An 18,003-nucleotide genomic window follows, 5' to 3' on the forward strand; every position below is an offset into this window, starting at 1 on the left:
ATGAATACTCAAAATAAATACAAAGAAAATACCTTCTCTGAAGAAATCGAAGAAAACATAAATATTAGACAACTTATAGAACAATACTTATATTATTGGAAATGGTTTGTTTTAGGATTAATATTAGCTATTACAATAGCTATTATTTATGTAAAAACAGTTGAAAAACAATATAAAGTTTCTTCTAAAATATTATTGAATGATAAAGATGCAGGAGGAAAAGGAGATATTGCTAGTATGATGGATCAAGCTTTATTAGGTGGATCTTCACTAAATGCTGAAGTTGGTGATCAAATAGATATCTTAAAATCAAAGCGATTAATTACTAAAGTAGTTCAGAAAAATAATTTAAATATTGAATATTTTGATTCAAAGGGCATAGTAAAAAAACAATTATATGAGACTAATTCTCCTGTAAAAATCATTTTAATTCATAAAAGAAATGAAGAGGTCTTAAACGATGACAATTTTATCATCAAAGTCTTATCAAATACTAAATTTAAATTAGAAAATAAGCAAACTAAAGATGAAAAAGAGTATTCTTTTGGACAAAAAATCACTGGAGAATTAGGGAACTATATTATTAGTCCAAATCATAATATTTCTGAAAATATTGATAAAAAAATTATTTTATCAATTACAACAGTTGATAAAAAAGTTGCGCAAATTCAAAAAGCTATTGTTATAGAACCAAATAGTGAATCAAGTTCAAAGATTATTAATTTTTCTTTAATTGGAGCTGTACCAGAAATATCTAAAATAGTTATAAATGATTTAGTTACTGCTTATAATAATGATATTGTTGAAGATGAGCAAAAACTAACTCAAACAACTTCAAAATTTATTAATAGTCGTTTAGAAATTGTTTCTAAAGATTTAAGTGATTCTGATAAGAATATTGAAGATTATAAAGTTAAAAATAAAATTACCGATATAGGTTCAGAAGCTGGAATATTCTTAGAAAGTGCTGCTGAAAATGATAAAAAACTTTTAGAATCAACCACTCAGGTTCAGTTAGTTAATTACATGTCAAATGAATTAAATTCATCAAAGACAAATTTATTACCTTCAAACATTGGGTTAGATGATAAAGCTATTTCAGCAGAAATTAGTTCATATAATGAATTAATTTTAACAAAAGAGGATATGCTAAAATCTGTAACAGTAGAACATCCTAATGTAATCAAGTTACAAGAACAAATAAATGATGTAAAAAGGAATTTGAAGAATAGTTTGAGATTATATAAAAATAACACTCAGACAATGTTAAATTCCATTCAGAGCAAACAAAATCAAATCGAAGGAAGAATTCAGAAAGTTCCAACACACGAACGTGGTTTTAGAAATATTGCCCGTCAGCAACAAATTGTTGAGTCTTTATATTTATTTTTATTACAAAAGCGTGAAGAAAATGAAATAAAATCTGCTTCAACTCCACAAAATATTAAAATTGTTGATTATGCATATGAGGACAAAATTCCTGTTGCTCCTAAAAAAATCATAATTCTTGGAGCTGCATTAATTTTAGGTTTTTTAATTCCTTTTATTATTATTTACATCTATAAATTATTAAATAATACTGTTCACTCTAAAGAAGATGTCGAAAAAGCTGTAGGTGCTCCAATTGCAGGACAAATACCTAAAAGTAATATATCAATCATTGAAAACAATGATAATTCAAGTGCATCAGAAGCATTTAGAATTTTAAGAACGAATATCAACTTTTTGTTGAAAAATACAAATGATTCTAAAGCAATTTTTATTACCTCAACAACAAGTGGAGAAGGTAAATCTTTTGTATCTACAAATTTTGCTCAAATCTTAACCATGTCTGGAAAATCTGTCTTATTAATTGGTGCTGATATTCGTAGTCCTAAAGTTTTAGATTATTTAGGCATTACAAGCGAATATAATCATAGATATGGTGTAACTGAATACTTATCATCTAAAGATGTTTCAATGGATGATATTATAATTAAGAAGCCTGCTAATTATAAATTTGATGTAATCTATTCTGGACAAATAGCTCCTAACCCATCAGAATTATTAATGAACGGACGTTTTGACGAAATAGTGCAATATGGAAAACAGCATTATGATTATGTTCTTGTTGATACAGCTCCTGTTAGCTTAGTTACTGATACATTGCTATTGACTGAAAGTGCTGATTTAACAATGTATGTTGTAAGAGCTCACTATTTAGACAAACGTATGTTAGCTGTTCCGCGAGAAATGTATACTGAAAACCGTATTAAAAATATGAGTATGGTAATCAATGATGTAGACTTCTCAAAAGGTTATGGTTATGGTTATGGTTATGGTTATGGTGACCATCATAATGGGAATAATTTTTTTAAGAAATTATTTAAACGAAAATAGGTTTTAATAAAAACCCAGAAGTAAAAACTTCTGGGTTTTTATTTAATATCTTAATTAAGTAATCTTACTTAAAGAAATCTACAACTACTTTTGATATTCTAAATCTATCTTGATCAGTTAAATTAGAGCCAGAAGGTAGACATAGTCCGTTTTCAAAAAGTTTTTCAGAAACATTACTACCATAATAAGGCAAATTCTTAAAAATAGGTTGTAAATGCATTGGCTTCCATAAAGGACGAGATTCAATATTATCTTCTAAAAAAGCTAACAGTAAATCTTCTCTTGTTTTACCTGTTACTTTTGAATCAATCAAAATAGCGGATAACCAATGATTAGAATAAAAATCTGTAGATGGTTCTTTAAATACTTCTACTCCATTAATATCAGCAAATAAATTTTGATAAAAACTATTCATCGCTCTCCGAGCAATTATTCTATCTTCTAAAACCTCCATTTGTCCCCTTCCTATACCAGCTAAAATATTACTCATTCGATAATTGTAACCAATCTGTGAATGCTGATAGTGTGGAGCATCATCTCTTGCCTGAGTCGCTAAAAAAATTACTCTTTCTTTTTCTTTTTTTGATTGACAGATTAAAGCTCCTCCTCCTGAAGTTGTAATAATTTTATTCCCATTGAACGATATCGTACCGAATCGACCAAAAGTTCCTGTAGCTTTACCTTTATATGTAGAGCCTAATGCTTCTGCAGCATCCTCAATAATAGGAATATTATGTTTATGTGCAACTCTATGAATCTCATCTATTTTATAAGGCATTCCATATAAATGTACAGCAATAATTGCTTTTGGTTTAACCCCTTTAGAAATTCTATCTACAATAGCTTCTTCTAAAGCAATTGGACAAATATTCCAAGTATCAGATTCTGAATCTACAAAAATTGGAGTAGCTCCACAATAAGTAATTGGATTAGCGGAGGCAGAAAATGTCATCGACTGACAAATTACCTCATCTCCATATCCGATTCCACATTCTATCAAAGCTAAATGTATAGCTGAAGTACAAGTATTAAGTAAAATTACGTATGAATCTTCACCTAAATATTCTTCAAGTTTATTTTCAAAATCATTTAAATTATCACCTATTGAAGTAACCCAGTTTTTTTCAAAAGCATCTTCAATATATTTTATCTCATTACCAGAAAGATGAGGAGAAGATAACCAAATTCTTGAATTCATATAGTTTGTGTTGATTTAGCAACAAGATAAAAAAAGAAGTTCAAATTTTGAACTTCTTTTAAATTTTATTTTCCAACTTTATCTCCCTGTCCACTTCCTGTAAGTGTTGCTAATATATATTTAAAATAATTTGAAATTGAAATTGTCTGGTACATTTCAGCATCTAATTTTGCTAATTTTTCAGGAGTTGACATATCAACATTATTGATTTGACCTAAACCTGTTATTCCAGGCAAATGATTAAACACACCTCTCTTTTCTCTTTCAGCAATTAATTCTTCTTGATTAAATAAGCATGGACGAGCACCAACTAAACTCATGTCTCCGATCAATACATTAATTAATTGAGGTAATTCATCTAGTTTAGATTTTCTAAGAAATGATCCAAATTTTGTTACTTGAGCTTGGCTAGCTAAATGAGAAGCAACAGATTTGGTATTAATATCCATTGTTCTAAATTTTATAAGTTTAAATGCCTTTTTATTTTTTCCAACTCGTTCTTGTAGAAAAATAGGAGATCCAGTATCAAATAAACCTATGATATATAAAAGTATTCCTATTGGCCATAAAAATAGTAATCCAAAAAATGAAAATATGAAATCAAATAATCGTGTCATTGTTATTTATTTTTAAAGCTTTTTATTGTTTTTATTAAGCCTGCTTCAGCTGTTAAAGGTAATTTATCAATACCTAAAGCTGTTTTTATTTTTTGGTTGGATACTTCTAAATCACTTGTCATCTTTTTCAATCTAATACTATTTAATGGTATAGGAATATAATCTCCAATTATAGCAATTCCTTTAATAACGAATTTAGGAAAAGCTAAATTTATTATACTTTTATTCTCAACTTTTTTAATTACACTTATAAGCTCATTTGTAGACAAAGACTCATCATCCGCTACATGATAAATTCCTGAATCTAAACTTTCATAATTCTGGACTATCTTCTCTATAAAGAAATTAAAATTATCTATAGAAAGAAAAGATCTTTTATTTTTAAAAGATGATAACGGGTAAGGTATTCCTTTAGATATTAATTTATATAACAATCCTAAATTTCCTTTATCTCCAACTCCATGAATCATAGGCGGTCTCAAAATTATTATTTTTTTATGAGGTGGAATATTTTGGTTCATCAACCATAATTCTGCTTCTAGCTTTGATTTTCCATACCAAGAATTTGGATTACATTTTTCTTCTTCATCCAACGGTTTTATAGATTCAAATTCTTCTAATGCTGCTAAAGAACTTACATGAATTAACAATTTTGCTTCAGAATTAATAAACTCGTTAAAAATATCTTTAGTCAGACTAACATTCACATAAAAAAATTCTTGTTCAGTTGCCAAATTTTGATGATCATGTGCTTTACCTATAAGATTTATAAGAATCTCAGAATACTTGATTTGAGAAGACCAATCAGTTTGTCTTAATGAAACTTTAATAATTTCATGTGATGAAAAAAATGAAAATAAATTATTTCCAATGAAACTATTTGCTCCAAGAATAGAAATCATCATTGTGATAAAATATTTTTATATATCGAAATTGTTTCTTTTATCATTTTATCTCTAGTAAGAAATTCTCTATACCTCTCCAGGCTATTTTTTGAATATGTATTATACAATTCTTCATCATATAAGATATTGTTTATTGCATTTGAAATGCTTTTAGAATCCATAATAGGAACTGTTATACCAGTAATACCATTAACATTTACCCAATCAACACCAGATCCATGAATTTGTGTTGATATAATTGGAATACCATAAGATAAAGCTTCAACTTGAACTATAGCATAAGCTTCGGTTTTAAAAATAGAACTCAAAACAAAAATCTTAGCTATTCTGAAAAAAAAATCTTTTTCTGTTTCATTAATCTTACCTATTAAAAAAACTTTATTTTTTAATTTATGTTTTTCAATAATAGCTTCAAGTTTTTTTTGCTCATCTCCTTCACCAGCAATTACAATATTCACATCATCTGGTAAATCTATTCCTGCCTCTATTAAATACTGAAATCCTTTATAATAAGCTAATCTTCCTAAAGAAAAGATAATTTTTTTATTTTCAAAAGACAAAAATCTATTATTTTCTTCAGTTCTCTTATGTGTATCAATACCAATGGGAACAACTTTACATTTTTCTACAAATAGATTTAATAATTTCGAACCTTCAATATAATTAGGGCTTGTTGCTATTATAACTTCTGATTTTTTCATTAACCATTTAAGTAAAGGTTTATAAAAAAACAAAAGAAGCTTTTGTTTTAATATATCACTATGCCAGTGAAGTACTATAGGTTTCTTAGGTTTTATTAAGAATAGAGCTATAGCTGCCATAGGATCAGGTGAATGAACATGAATTATATCATAGTTATCTTTTATTTTATTTAATTTTCTTACAACTTGAAATGAAAAAAGAGTAGAAAATTTTTTTAAAACCAATTTACATCTAAATATAGTTCCATTTTTATACTTATCCTCCTTATATATTCTTTTATCATTAACCCCTAAAGTATCACACAAAACTTCATTATCATTTAATCCTTCCATTAATAATTGTATGACAACCTCTACTCCTCCTAAATTTGCAGGAGGATACGCTTTCCCAAATTGTAATATTTTCATTATAAATTTTTATAATTTTTCTTTATCAGTTCTATAAGAATTATTATCTATAATTTTTACTTTTTTATTGTTCTCAACTATTTTAATTGCCTTTCTTTTTTCTGAAGGATTATACGTTCCTGCTGAAAAAAACCCATTTCCTATAGTTGTTACAGTATTATCAAAAAAATCAGGTACTGATGAATCTATTTCAACAAAAATATTATGATCCGTGAATTTATCTTTTGAAACTCTATTAAATGTATTTCCATAAAAGTTGTGACTTCCTTGGCCATATGATTTTAAATAAATATCGTAGCCCTTATTAGCTTCAAAGTAAGAATTGTTAACATTAATTGATACAGCTCCATTAGAGTTATTATATGTTGTATATATTCCTCCTTTACCATTATCTTCAAATAGTGAATTGTAAAAGTTCACATTATGAGCATTATCAATTTTTATTCCCCATTCCAAATTTGAATTAAAAATACATGATCTAAATTCTATTAGATTTGGATTTGACATACCATTTGGCTCCATTGTAAGTATAACACCATTTTCTCCCCATCTTCCATTAACATTTTTGAAGCTTGAAGATGAAACATCATTTGCTAACAATGCTGTTTTAAAACGAAAAATATCTATATTTTCAAAGTTTGAATAAACCAGTTTGTTTAATTTTATACCAATTCCTCCACTAGGTTTTTCTCCATCTATTCTTTCTATACTAAAATCTTTCATAGAAAACATATCATAATAATTACCATTGACATTTAATACGATTTCCGTTTTTTCACCAATATTTAAAATAATTGTGTTTGATATTCCATTTCCAATTAATCTAAATTTAGTTGATGCATTTTTATCTAAGTTTATATTTAAATCTCTAGAAGTTATAATTTTACCTGTGGGTAGAAATAATGTTAATCCTTTTTTAGTACAAAAATTTATTGCATCTTGTAAATTAGTCGTATCATCAGACACTCCATCTGCCTTAACACCAAAAAATTTTGCATTTATTTGATTACCTAATAGAAAATCATTTAATATATAAATTTTATTTTCAAATTTTACAACAATTTTACCATCAATATCTGATGAATTTGATTGCTCTACTTCTGTATAATAATGATTTAAATATTCCTTGCTAAATTTCTGGCCAAAACCATTTATACTTATGAAAAATATAAAAGTTAAAATCAGTTTCTTCATACTATTCTTTTTAAAAAAGCTTTTATAAATATTATTCTATATAGAACTTTAAATAAAAAACTATTTCTACTTTTTTCTCCTGAAGGAGATAAATTATTACCATGCCTTCTATATGAAATCAATTTTTTATCCGTAATAATTGATTTACCAAAATAATCATAAATGATACCAATCCACATATCATGAGGAACAGATTCTTCTGGAAAAGGTAATATTCTATCAATATATTTTTTATTAATAGCCATACAACATCCTAAATATGAATTTTTTAATATATTTTTAAAAATACCTTTCTTAGAATTATTTACAGAAAAATATGAGTTTATTATTACTTCATTATTTTGGTCAATTATATTACAATCATGCAAAATAGCATCATATCCTTGATTAAAAATTTTTAAACATTCTTCAACTTTGTTATTTTCCCAAATATCATCTTGATCTGCAAAAAAAATATAATCCCCTTTGGCTTCTCTTAATGCATTTTCAAAATTATTTGTTGTTAGGGTAAATTTATATTTACTTTTTTTAGGCTTATGATGTAAAACTTTTATTCTGTTATCATTATAATGCTCAAGAATTTGTAGTGTTATATCACTTGATCCATCATCAGAAACAATAATTTCATCATTCTCATCTAGCTGCATTATAATAGAATCTAATTGTTGTTTAATAAACAAACCTCCATTATATGTTGTTATACAAACACTTACCATTTTTTTAATCTTATTTTAATGAAATCGAAAGATTTATATTGAATTACTAACTTTACAAGCCTTCGTAAATCTGCATTGATAAAAAGAGAAAGTCTATTTTCTTTCTTTATTTTAAATGCTTTTAAGTCTCTTAAATAAAGAGAATATCTTTTAATTGCTTGCTCCTTAGTATTCGTTATGGATGAAAAATCTTGTACTAGCTTAATAGGTAATACCTCAAATTTATTAATAAATTTCTTACATTTATATATAAAATCATGATCACTAAAATCCAGTTTAATATTTTCATTATATCCTTTTATTTTTATAAAGAAATCAGTGTTAATAAACATTCCTGTATTAATAAAAGAATGACCATTTAAATTCATAATCCCTTTATTTAAATCATTATACAAGATAGATCTATAATTAATATATTTAGCAGGAGATAAAATTTTATCATTATCAATTAATATTAACGGAACCTTTAAAGGTATGTTATCATCATTATTAATTGCATCATTATATTCATCAAAAAAATTTGTAGGAAGCATTGTATCTTGATCTAGTAGGACTAACCATGAATAATTATTCTCTTTTGCAAATTCAGCACCTTTATTATATGCAAAAGACAGCCCTGGATTATCATATTTTTGATAATTAATAAAAATATTATTATCAGGTTTTATAATGCTACATTCCCATCCTTCTATATCTGTATTATCAGCAATAAAAATATTAAGCTTTTTATTTTCAAGAGATGAGCTATTAAAACTATTTATCAAAGTTGTATAAGAATTACATTTATAGAATTCTTCTTTATAAGTTACTATGATAAATAAAATTTGATTTAAAAAAACCATGATTTATAAGGTTTAAAAATGTCTTGTATTGAAATAATATAGTAAAGTTGTATTACAGAAAAACCTAAAACAATTGCATATCCAATCCATCTAGATTTTAAATCGAATAGATAAATTAACATAGGAGCTAAAAATATTTGAATGATTGATAATAATTCAAATGACCTTAAAGAAAATACAATATTTGTGGGACTAAGAGCATAAAATATTGCTATACTAATGATATGTATCTTGAATAATACATCAAAATACTTTTTTTTAGACAAGAATTTATAATTATAACAAAATATTATAAATATAAATAATGAAAATAATATTTTGAAATTAAATAAATTAACTTTTGCTATTTTCATTGAATCGGTCATCTCAATGTATGCTTTTATTTTAGGAAATACTCTATCTAAAAACAATAACTGAAGAATATTAATTTTAAGAATTCCTATAATAATACTAGCAATTAATATGTAATAATAATATTTGATATTTTTAATAAATCTTAGTACAATATAAAGTGGTATTAATAATATACTTGAATAATGAAAAATTAATGATATTAATAGTTTTATAGAAAATAGTTTATCATTTTCTTCTTCGAAATCATTAATCATTAATAATAATATTCCTGCAGAAACTCCTGCTCTTATTGTTGTTAGCTCATGCATAAAGTATAAGCTTGTTACATAGAAAATTGTACTAAGTATAAAAAAATTAGAATATTTATATATACTGTACATTTTCAATGAAACAGCAATTAATGCAAATGAGAAAAAACTAGCATTTATAATATCTGATTGTGTAGAAAAAAATAGTTTACTAGAATTAACTATAAAAAAAATACATAATTCTAAGTTTTTATAATTTACTTTAAAATATTCATAACCAAATTTAATAGTGCTAAAAAAATATTTATAAAGATAATAATCATTATCTACGTTTAATCTAGTCCCTGCAAAAAAGATTAAAATTACTGATAATAATATTGTTGCTAATTTTTTACTGAAAAAACTCAGTAATAATATCGGTATTAAAATAATTACTAGTAAATAATATGATTCCAAAGTTATAAAATAATAATTGTTAATTTTTCAATAAATTAGTCTATTACCAATTTATTAAGTATTTTGTTCCAACTAAAAATAGGCATTATTTGGTTTACATTTTTTTTCTTGTCATAGATTTTTTCCTTTGTTAAATTATTTATCTGATCTACAAATTCATCTTTATCTAAAAAATATGCTACATTGAGACTATTCAATAATTGATATGATTCTCTTAGTTTAGTTGATAAAAAAGGTATTCCAGAACATATATAAAAAGAATTTTTAGTTGGATAACATAGATTATAATAAAATCTATTATCATCATATGGAACAATACCAAGATCACAATGACTTGCAATTATTTGGGCCTCATCTTCACTAAACTCTCCTAAGTAAGAAACATTATTGCTTTTTTTGAAACTATTTATCCAATTCCCACTTTCACCCAATAATAATAAATTAGATTCTAAGTTGTTAAATATATCAATAAGCCACTCTATTTGCCTGCCTTTATTTAAACTACCAGCATAAATAATGTTAATTTTTGAACTATCAATTTTTATATTCAATTCTTTAATCGAGATTGAATTATTCTTAAGCTCGTTTCCACCATTAATAATAACTTGATTATTAGACTTATTTTGACTATATTTTAGTCTATTGTACTTTTCCATCTCATAAGAGGCATATATATAATGTGTATCTTTTAATGAATATATCACATCTTGAAAGTAAACATAGTTATTATTAATTATTAAATCTAAATCTTTAGCTTGTTCAATTGGCAAATCATTTACTTCTATGTAAAGCTTATTTTTTGAAGAAATTTTTTCTAGATATAATTTATAAATATTTCTCATAATTTTCCAAGTAAAAATTGGAAATAATAGGATTATTGAACTTTGATGAATAATAATTTTTTTATCTCTAACATAAAATAATTTTAAAAGGAGTATAAAATTATTTATAAATCTTATTAAATATATTTTATGATACGCGTTAATAATTAAAAAATTTTTCTCTTTGAGATGATTATAAAATGCAACGTTTCTAGACATACCACCTTCTCGTACAGTATTTCTATAATTTGATATGTAAATGTATTTGCCTCTCATTGTATATTTATATAGTTTTTTTGAATAAATCTTTTTTTATAAAATTTAGAAATTTAATACAAACTTCCTTTTTTGATTTATTATCTGTAATTAATCCAAAAAATAGGCTTCTTAACATGCTTAAATATAGTAGATACTGAGAAATTTTATAAAATGATGTTCTTGTTTTTCTATAATATAATTTTTTACTCTCAAACAACCAAGAAATCTTAAGATCACTGAATCCTTCTTGTGAACCACCTTCCAAATGTATAATTTTAGCTTCTGGTATTGAATAGAATTCATACCCTAAGTTTTTAATTCTTTTTGATAATTCAGTTTCCTCAGAATACATAAAGAAATCTTCATCGAAAGTTCCAGATTTCTCAAAAATATCTTTTCTAATAAAAAAGTCTGCACCATAGATATAACCACCTATTTTTTTTATTTCAAGGGTTTTGTTAAAGCGCAGATAATTTCTATATTTCAATTTAAATATTAGATCATTAAATAACAAATTAATATCTGACATAAGCCCTGGAAAAGTATTTTCATAAGAACCTATTGCCTTTAAATCTTCTGAATAAAGATTAGCTCCAACAACTCCAGCTTTGGGAAGTTTCTCGAAATTTATAGTCAAAATACTAATTGCGTCATTAATTAAAATAGTATCTGAATTTAACAAAAACAAATATTTTCCTAGAGCATGTTTAGCACCTATATTATTTGCTGCTCCAAAACCTGCATTTTTATTATTTAAAACAAGCTTTACATCTGGAAATAATAAATTTAATTCTTCTATCTCTCTATTCGGAGATAAATTATCAACTACAATAATTTCAAACTTTGTGTCTTTAGTTTTCTCATATACAGAACGTATACAATCTACAACAAGCTGATATGTATTATAGTTTACTATTATTATAGAGACCTCTACCATTATTTATCTATTCATATTAATGATAAAATCATTAGAAAATTCATTTTTAACTAATAAATTACAAATTCCTAAGATTTTTCAATATTCTTTATTTTGCTTAAAATATCCGTTGATAAGTCTTCATAAAAAAGATTTATATTATCTATAAATTTTTCTTTAGAAATATCATTAATATCAACATCCTCTCTTAATTTAATTAGGTTTTCAGAAAAACGATATTTAATAAATTTAGCAGGATTTCCTCCAACAATAGAAAAAGGCTTCACATCTTTTGTTACTACACTTCCTGCTGCTATTATTGCTCCTTTTCCTATTGTAACTCCAGATAGAACAATTACTCCATTTCCTATCCATACTTCATCATCAACTATAATTTTACCTTTTGACTTAGCGTCTACACTAGGTGTTTTTTCTATAAAAGATGATTTTAAAGGATAGCTTGTAAATGTATTAATTTGATGATTACCTCCTAAAATGAATTTGACACCTGATGCAATACTAACATAATTTCCAATAACTAAACCTTCTATTTCATTCTCGAAAGACTCTACATTTATATTTCCGTAAGAATTATTTCCTACTTTTATCATATCGTAGTTTTTCAATAATGTTTCTATGACTATTGAATTATGTTTGTTTTTAGAACGCCATTTAACAATTTTGTATTTCTTTTTTAAATAGATAATGATATCAACTCGAATACTATTTAAAACTTTTAACAATATTATCATATACTATTATATATATTTAAGAGTTCTGTCATGTGTTCTGCAGCTTTTTTTGTTCCTTTAATTTTATTTATCCTTTCATTATAAAAGTTATAAATTTCATCTGAATCAATAAAAGATTTCATATTATCTATCTCATTTGGGGTGTTTTCAAATAACCTTCCATTCTGATCATTAATAAAGTCAGGTAACCCTCCCATTCTAGTTCCTATAATTGGTATTCCAGAATTTAAAAATTCAAAAACAACTTGTGGAGCATTATCTTCCCAAACAGGTAGAACTAAACCTATATCAATATTCATTAAGATATTTTTTAAATCTTCATGATTATATTTCCCATGATAAAATATATTAGGTTCATTTTTTATTCTATTTAGTACTGAATCACTAATATTACCATATATGTGAAAATCATGATAACTATTTTTTGCAAATTCTATAAAAATTTCAGAACCTTTATAAAAATCTAAAAAACCAATAAATCCAAATTTTATCTTTTGTTCAATCTCTATATTATCTTTTCTTCCAAAAGAACTTCTAAATTCTTCTTCTGCTGTATAATTACCTATGTGGTTAACAAAAAAATTATCATTAGTAAATCCATTTGACAAGTATATTTCTTTTACTCTATTAGAAACAGCAGTAATTCCATTTATCTCAGAGAATAGTTTTTGACTATACTTCAATCTTTCATGATGATAACTTGAATTTGATAATTTATTTACTCCTAAAATTTTAGCTGTTTTTCTCAAAACACCAGCAATTATTCTATTATCAATTGTTTCTTCAAAAGGAATACAACTTTCACATTTTCTATTTTGATTATTATTTATACAATTATTTCCTTCTCTATCCATTAAAATTATGCGATTACATATATATGAATAATCATGAAGAGAAATAACAACTTTACTATATTTTTTAAAAATTTCTAAAATCCCTGCTGGTAAATCAATCATCATATGAACATGAATAATATCAGGATTTAGTTTTTTAATTATTTTCTCAACCTTTTCAATATCAGTATTAGATATAACACTATTTAAATGAAAAGGTTTTAAAATTGGATGAATATTGATTAAATTAAAGTTATAGTCTTTCTCTTGATTATTATCTTGAGAATATAAAACTGTTACTTTATGCCCAAAATCTACTAAAGTAGATGATATATTTCGAACATAATTTGTTATTCCTCCATTATGAGAAATATCAAATCCTGTTGAAACCTGTAAAATATTCATTTTAATAATTTTTATCTATTAAATCTAGTGCTTCTCCTATTACATGATGCATATCCATATAACGATATGTAGCCAACCTTCCCAAAAAAGTGATGTTATTTAGATTATTGACATCATTTTGATATTTCTCATAAATATCCATATCTGATTTTAAACGCTTAGGATAATACGGTACATCAGTCTCTAATGTTTCTTTACTATATTCTTTAAAATATACTGTTTTATCATGACTTTCCCAAGGAGTGAAATGTTTGTGTTCATGTACTCTAGTGTAAGAAATTTCTGGATCAGCATAATTAATTACTGGATTGCCTTGATAATCTCCGTCTGAAACATATTTTTCAAAATAAACAGTTCTATAAGATAATCTACCGTATTTAAAATCAAAAAAAGAATCTATAGGTCCTGTATAAAAAGTATGTTCATATTCAGATAAATCCCAAGAAGAATCAAATTTAGTATTTAATTTAACTTCAATATTTGAAGCTGAAAGCATATTTTCAAAAATTTCAGTGTAACCATTCTTTGGTATTCCTTGATAAGGATTTACATAATAATTATCATCGTAATTAAAACGCACCGGTAATCTTTTTAAAATTGTTGCAGGCAATTCAGTAGGCTCACATCCCCATTGTTTTTTTGTATAACCATAGAAAAAAGCTTTATATAAATCCTTACCTATAAATTTCATCGCTTGCTCTTCAAAATTTTTAGGCTCATCAATTGTTTTATCAGAAATAGAATTTATAAATTCTTTAGCTTCTTCTGGATTAAATGATTTATCAAAAAATTGATTGATTGTATGTAAGTTTATTGGTAGCGAATATACTTTTCCTTTATAAATAGTTTTAACACGATTTATAAATGGAATCATCTCACAAAACTGCTGAATATAATCCCAAACTTCTTTATTATCTGTATTAAAAATATGAGGTCCATATTTATGAATCATCACATTGGTTTCTGAATCTCTTTCAGTGTAACAATTACCCCCTATATGATCTCTTTCCTCAATTATTGTTATTTTATTTTCTGGATTTTTACTTAATTTTTCTGCTATTACTGCACCAGAAAATCCTGAACCTATTATTAAATATTTTTTCATTTTTATTTTTTTAAATTAATGAACATATTATAAATATATTTTAAACGAAAATTTTCTAAAACAAAGACATTAATTCCTTTATTTCTTAATGCTATATACATTAAAAATGTCACAAATGATTCTACTATAAGACAATTCCATGCAGTTCCAATATATCCAAAAGTTATACTCATATATATATTAAGCAATATTCCTAATAAACTTGCTATTGTAGTTAACAATAAAAACAATTTATCTAATCCCATATTTAACATTAATTGAATTCCAAATATATTAGATAGGCATATTACAAAAGGTAAAAAAGATATGATTTTCAATGTTATAATAGAATTGTAAAATTTCGATCCATAAATTATATCTATTAAATGTGGAGCTAAGAATAATAGACAAAATGAAGCAAATAATGTAATATAAAAAACTAAAGGTATTATTCTTTGAACTGTTTTAATTCCCTCTTCTTTAGAAGACGCAAAAGACTTGCTAATATATGGAAATAAAGCTGTTGACAAAGGCATTGCAAGAATGGAAATTATAATATTAAGAAAATTTTGACTTGTTGTATAATATCCAACTTCTTCTTTTAATACAAAAAAGCCTAAAACAACTACGTTTGTAGTTGTATACAAACTAATAACTACAGTTGAAAAGAATATTATTCTCTCTGAATAAATTATTCTTAGAATTTCTTTTAAATTTATTACTATTAATTTTATTTTGTATTTTTTTAGTGCATATAGGAAAAGAAATAGATTAATTCCAATTAAAAAACTAGAACTTATAATTGGTAAAATAATATAATCTGATGTTTTTTTTATTAATAAAAAAATTAAAATTGCATTTAACAAACCCTTAAAAAAATTTATCTTGGCAAAAATTATCAAATCTTGAAACCCTTGATATAAATACTGTGGAGATATAACCGTACCTAAGCAACCTATAAATAATATTATAGCAACAAACGGATCGCTATTTAAAGGTTTTGAAAATAGAAATGTTACAATGAATAAAATTGTTGATAATAAGAATAAAATAACTCTTGAGAAAAATACTTCTGAAACAATCCTATTAATATCAATTTTGTTATCAGGATTTATTTTTGCAATTTTTCTTGTTGCCGTTAAATCAAATCCGTAAGAAACTAATAGCGTAAAATAAGCTATAAAAGCTGTTGCATAATTAATTATACCATATCCTTCTGGTCCAATTATACGAGAAATATAAGGTATAGTAATCAATGGAAAAATATAGTTAACAATTTGTACTATACCTAAAGATGCTATATTTTGAATTAATTTACTCTTACTCAATTTAATAATTCTAAAAAACACATAAATTAATTATTCTCTACCATAATCATCTTCAATACGAACAATATCATCCTCACCGAAGTATGTCCCGTATTGTACCTCAATAAATACAACGGGTTCATTAGTTTTATTTTCTATCCTATGATGAGCTCCTTGTGGAATTTCTGCAACTTGACCAGCTCTATAATCTTTTATTTCTTCATCTATAGTTATTGTACCTACTCCAGAAACTATCGTCCAAACCTCACTTCTTTTATAATGATATTGCAAAGATAACTTACCTCCTGGATTTACTTTTATTCTTTTTACTTTATGAGTTTCCGAATCTTCTAAAACCCAGTATTCACCCCATGGTCTAACATCATGTTCCATTTATTCTTTAATTTTTTAATTTTATTTCAAAAAAAGCATCCATATCAATCATTTCCAAAAAGATCTCTAGTGTAAACTTTTTCTTGTACATCAAACAATTCTGGAGCATTTCGGTTAGAAATAATTATATCACAATCTTTTTTAAATTGCTCCAAGTCTCTAACAACTTTCGAGCCAAAAAACAATTCTTCCTCTAAAGCTGGTTCAAAAACCTCAACTTCAATACCTTTGGCTTTTATTCTTTTCATTACACCTTGTATTGCAGAAGCGCGAAAATTATCAGAACCTGATTTCATAATCAGACGATAAACACCCACTTTTTTAGGTTTTTTAGCTAAAATAGAGTCTGCTATAAAGTCTTTTCTAGTTCTATTGGCATCTACTATTGCTTGAATTATATTATTAGGAACTGTGTTGTAGTTTGCTAATAATTGTTTTGTATCTTTTGGTAAGCAATAACCTCCATAACCAAAAGATGGATTATTATAATGCATTCCAATTCTTGGATCTAAACCAACACCTTCTATAATTTGTTTAGAATCTAAACCATATATCTGTGCGTAACTATCCAATTCATTAAAATACGCAACACGCATTGCTAAATAAGTATTCGAAAATAATTTTATAGCTTCTGCCTCGGTAGAATTTGTAAAAAGAGTTTTAATATCTTTCTTAATTGCACCTTCTTCTAATAGCTGAGCAAAATCTCTTGCTCTTTCACTTTGCTCTCCAATAATTATTCGTGATGGGTATAAGTTATCGTATAAAGCTTTACCCTCTCTTAAAAATTCTGGCGAAAAGATAATATTATCTGTATTAAACTTTTCTCTAGCATCTTTTGTAAAACCTACAGGAACTGTTGATTTTATAATAATTACCGCATTCGAATTATATTCTAAAACATCTTCAATTACAGATTCAACACTATTTGTATTAAAATAATTTGTTTCAGGATCATAATCCGTTGGAGTAGCAATAATTACATAAGATGAATCTTTATAAGCATCTTTTTTATCTAAAGTTGCTCTAAAGTTTAAATCTTTTTCAGATAAAAATTCAGTTATCTCTTTATCTTCTATTGGAGATTGTCCTGCATTCAGCATTTCCACTTTAGCTTCAATAACATCCAACGCAACAACTTCATTGTGTTGAGCTATCAAAACCGCATTAGATAAACCAACGTATCCCGTTCCTACAACTGTAATTTTCATTGATA

Annotated in this window: 17 protein-coding genes; 1 reads left to right on the plus strand and 16 read right to left on the minus strand. The window is 25.4% G+C overall.

Annotation, left to right across the window (positions count from 1 at the left end):
• Window positions 1–2,379, plus strand: coding sequence for a GumC family protein (locus tag BUA86_RS11465; RefSeq protein WP_072932776.1), 2,379 nt, complete (start codon window positions 1–3; stop codon window positions 2,377–2,379).
• 64 nt (window positions 2,380–2,443) lie between these two features.
• On the opposite strand, the gene BUA86_RS11470 is transcribed toward BUA86_RS11465, so the two are convergent.
• The 16 genes from BUA86_RS11470 to BUA86_RS11545 all read right to left on the minus strand — a co-directional run bounded on the left by BUA86_RS11470 (window position 2,444) and on the right by BUA86_RS11545 (window position 17,998).
• Window positions 2,444–3,577, minus strand: coding sequence for a DegT/DnrJ/EryC1/StrS family aminotransferase (locus BUA86_RS11470; RefSeq protein WP_072932778.1), 1,134 nt, complete (start codon window positions 3,575–3,577; stop codon window positions 2,444–2,446).
• Between the two features lie 65 nt (window positions 3,578–3,642).
• Entirely contained in the window at window positions 3,643–4,194 is a 552-nt protein-coding gene (locus BUA86_RS11475) for a sugar transferase (RefSeq protein ID WP_072932780.1), read from the minus strand.
• A 2-nt stretch (window positions 4,195–4,196) separates the two neighbouring features.
• Complete coding sequence (locus BUA86_RS11480; RefSeq protein ID WP_072932781.1) at window positions 4,197–5,099, minus strand: NAD-dependent epimerase/dehydratase family protein; 903 nt, start codon at window positions 5,097–5,099, stop codon at window positions 4,197–4,199.
• Entirely contained in the window at window positions 5,096–6,208 is a 1,113-nt protein-coding gene (locus BUA86_RS11485) for a glycosyltransferase (RefSeq protein ID WP_072932783.1), read from the minus strand. Before BUA86_RS11485 ends, BUA86_RS11480 begins: the two co-directional genes overlap by 4 nt.
• A gap of 9 nt (window positions 6,209–6,217) precedes the next feature.
• Window positions 6,218–7,402 (minus strand): right-handed parallel beta-helix repeat-containing protein, encoded by a 1,185-nt coding sequence (locus BUA86_RS11490; protein ID WP_072932785.1) that lies wholly within the window; start codon window positions 7,400–7,402, stop codon window positions 6,218–6,220.
• Complete coding sequence (locus tag BUA86_RS11495; protein WP_072932786.1) at window positions 7,399–8,118, minus strand: glycosyltransferase family 2 protein; 720 nt, start codon at window positions 8,116–8,118, stop codon at window positions 7,399–7,401. The genes BUA86_RS11490 and BUA86_RS11495 overlap by 4 nt, the downstream gene beginning before the upstream one ends.
• On the minus strand, window positions 8,112–8,960 hold the full coding sequence (locus BUA86_RS11500; protein ID WP_072932788.1) for a glycosyltransferase family protein: 849 nt from the start codon (window positions 8,958–8,960) through the stop codon (window positions 8,112–8,114). The genes BUA86_RS11495 and BUA86_RS11500 overlap by 7 nt, the downstream gene beginning before the upstream one ends.
• On the minus strand, window positions 8,948–10,018 hold the full coding sequence (locus BUA86_RS11505; protein WP_072932790.1) for an EpsG family protein: 1,071 nt from the start codon (window positions 10,016–10,018) through the stop codon (window positions 8,948–8,950). The genes BUA86_RS11500 and BUA86_RS11505 overlap by 13 nt, the downstream gene beginning before the upstream one ends.
• A 35-nt stretch (window positions 10,019–10,053) precedes the next feature.
• The gene (locus tag BUA86_RS11510) at window positions 10,054–11,115 is read right to left on the minus strand and encodes a glycosyltransferase (protein ID WP_072932792.1); all 1,062 of its coding nucleotides are present in this window, start codon (window positions 11,113–11,115) and stop codon (window positions 10,054–10,056) included.
• Between the two features lie 7 nt (window positions 11,116–11,122).
• A complete protein-coding gene (locus BUA86_RS11515; RefSeq protein WP_072932793.1) occupies window positions 11,123–12,034 on the minus strand; it encodes a glycosyltransferase family 2 protein in 912 nt (303 codons plus the stop codon).
• 68 nt (window positions 12,035–12,102) lie between these two features.
• Window positions 12,103–12,765, minus strand: a complete 663-nt coding sequence (locus BUA86_RS16365) for a CatB-related O-acetyltransferase (protein ID WP_072932795.1) — start codon at window positions 12,763–12,765, stop codon at window positions 12,103–12,105.
• The gene (locus BUA86_RS11525; RefSeq protein WP_072932797.1) at window positions 12,762–14,003 is read right to left on the minus strand and encodes a glycosyltransferase; all 1,242 of its coding nucleotides are present in this window, start codon (window positions 14,001–14,003) and stop codon (window positions 12,762–12,764) included. Before BUA86_RS11525 ends, BUA86_RS16365 begins: the two co-directional genes overlap by 4 nt.
• A 1-nt stretch (window position 14,004) precedes the next feature.
• Window positions 14,005–15,108 carry a UDP-galactopyranose mutase gene (glf, locus tag BUA86_RS11530; RefSeq protein WP_072932798.1) on the minus strand — a complete coding sequence of 368 codons (1,104 nt, stop codon included), beginning with the start codon at window positions 15,106–15,108 and terminating at the stop codon, window positions 14,005–14,007.
• Window positions 15,109–15,110: 2 nt separating this feature from the next.
• On the minus strand, window positions 15,111–16,415 hold the full coding sequence (locus tag BUA86_RS11535; RefSeq protein ID WP_072932800.1) for a flippase: 1,305 nt from the start codon (window positions 16,413–16,415) through the stop codon (window positions 15,111–15,113).
• 30 nt (window positions 16,416–16,445) lie between these two features.
• Entirely contained in the window at window positions 16,446–16,787 is a 342-nt protein-coding gene (locus BUA86_RS11540) for a phosphomannose isomerase type II C-terminal cupin domain (protein WP_072932801.1), read from the minus strand.
• A gap of 44 nt (window positions 16,788–16,831) precedes the next feature.
• Window positions 16,832–17,998 (minus strand): nucleotide sugar dehydrogenase, encoded by a 1,167-nt coding sequence (locus tag BUA86_RS11545; protein ID WP_072932803.1) that lies wholly within the window; start codon window positions 17,996–17,998, stop codon window positions 16,832–16,834.
• Window positions 17,999–18,003: the final 5 nt, after the last annotated feature.

Source organism: Chishuiella changwenlii (assembly GCF_900142565.1).
Lineage (GTDB): Bacteria > Bacteroidota > Bacteroidia > Flavobacteriales > Weeksellaceae > Empedobacter > Empedobacter changwenlii.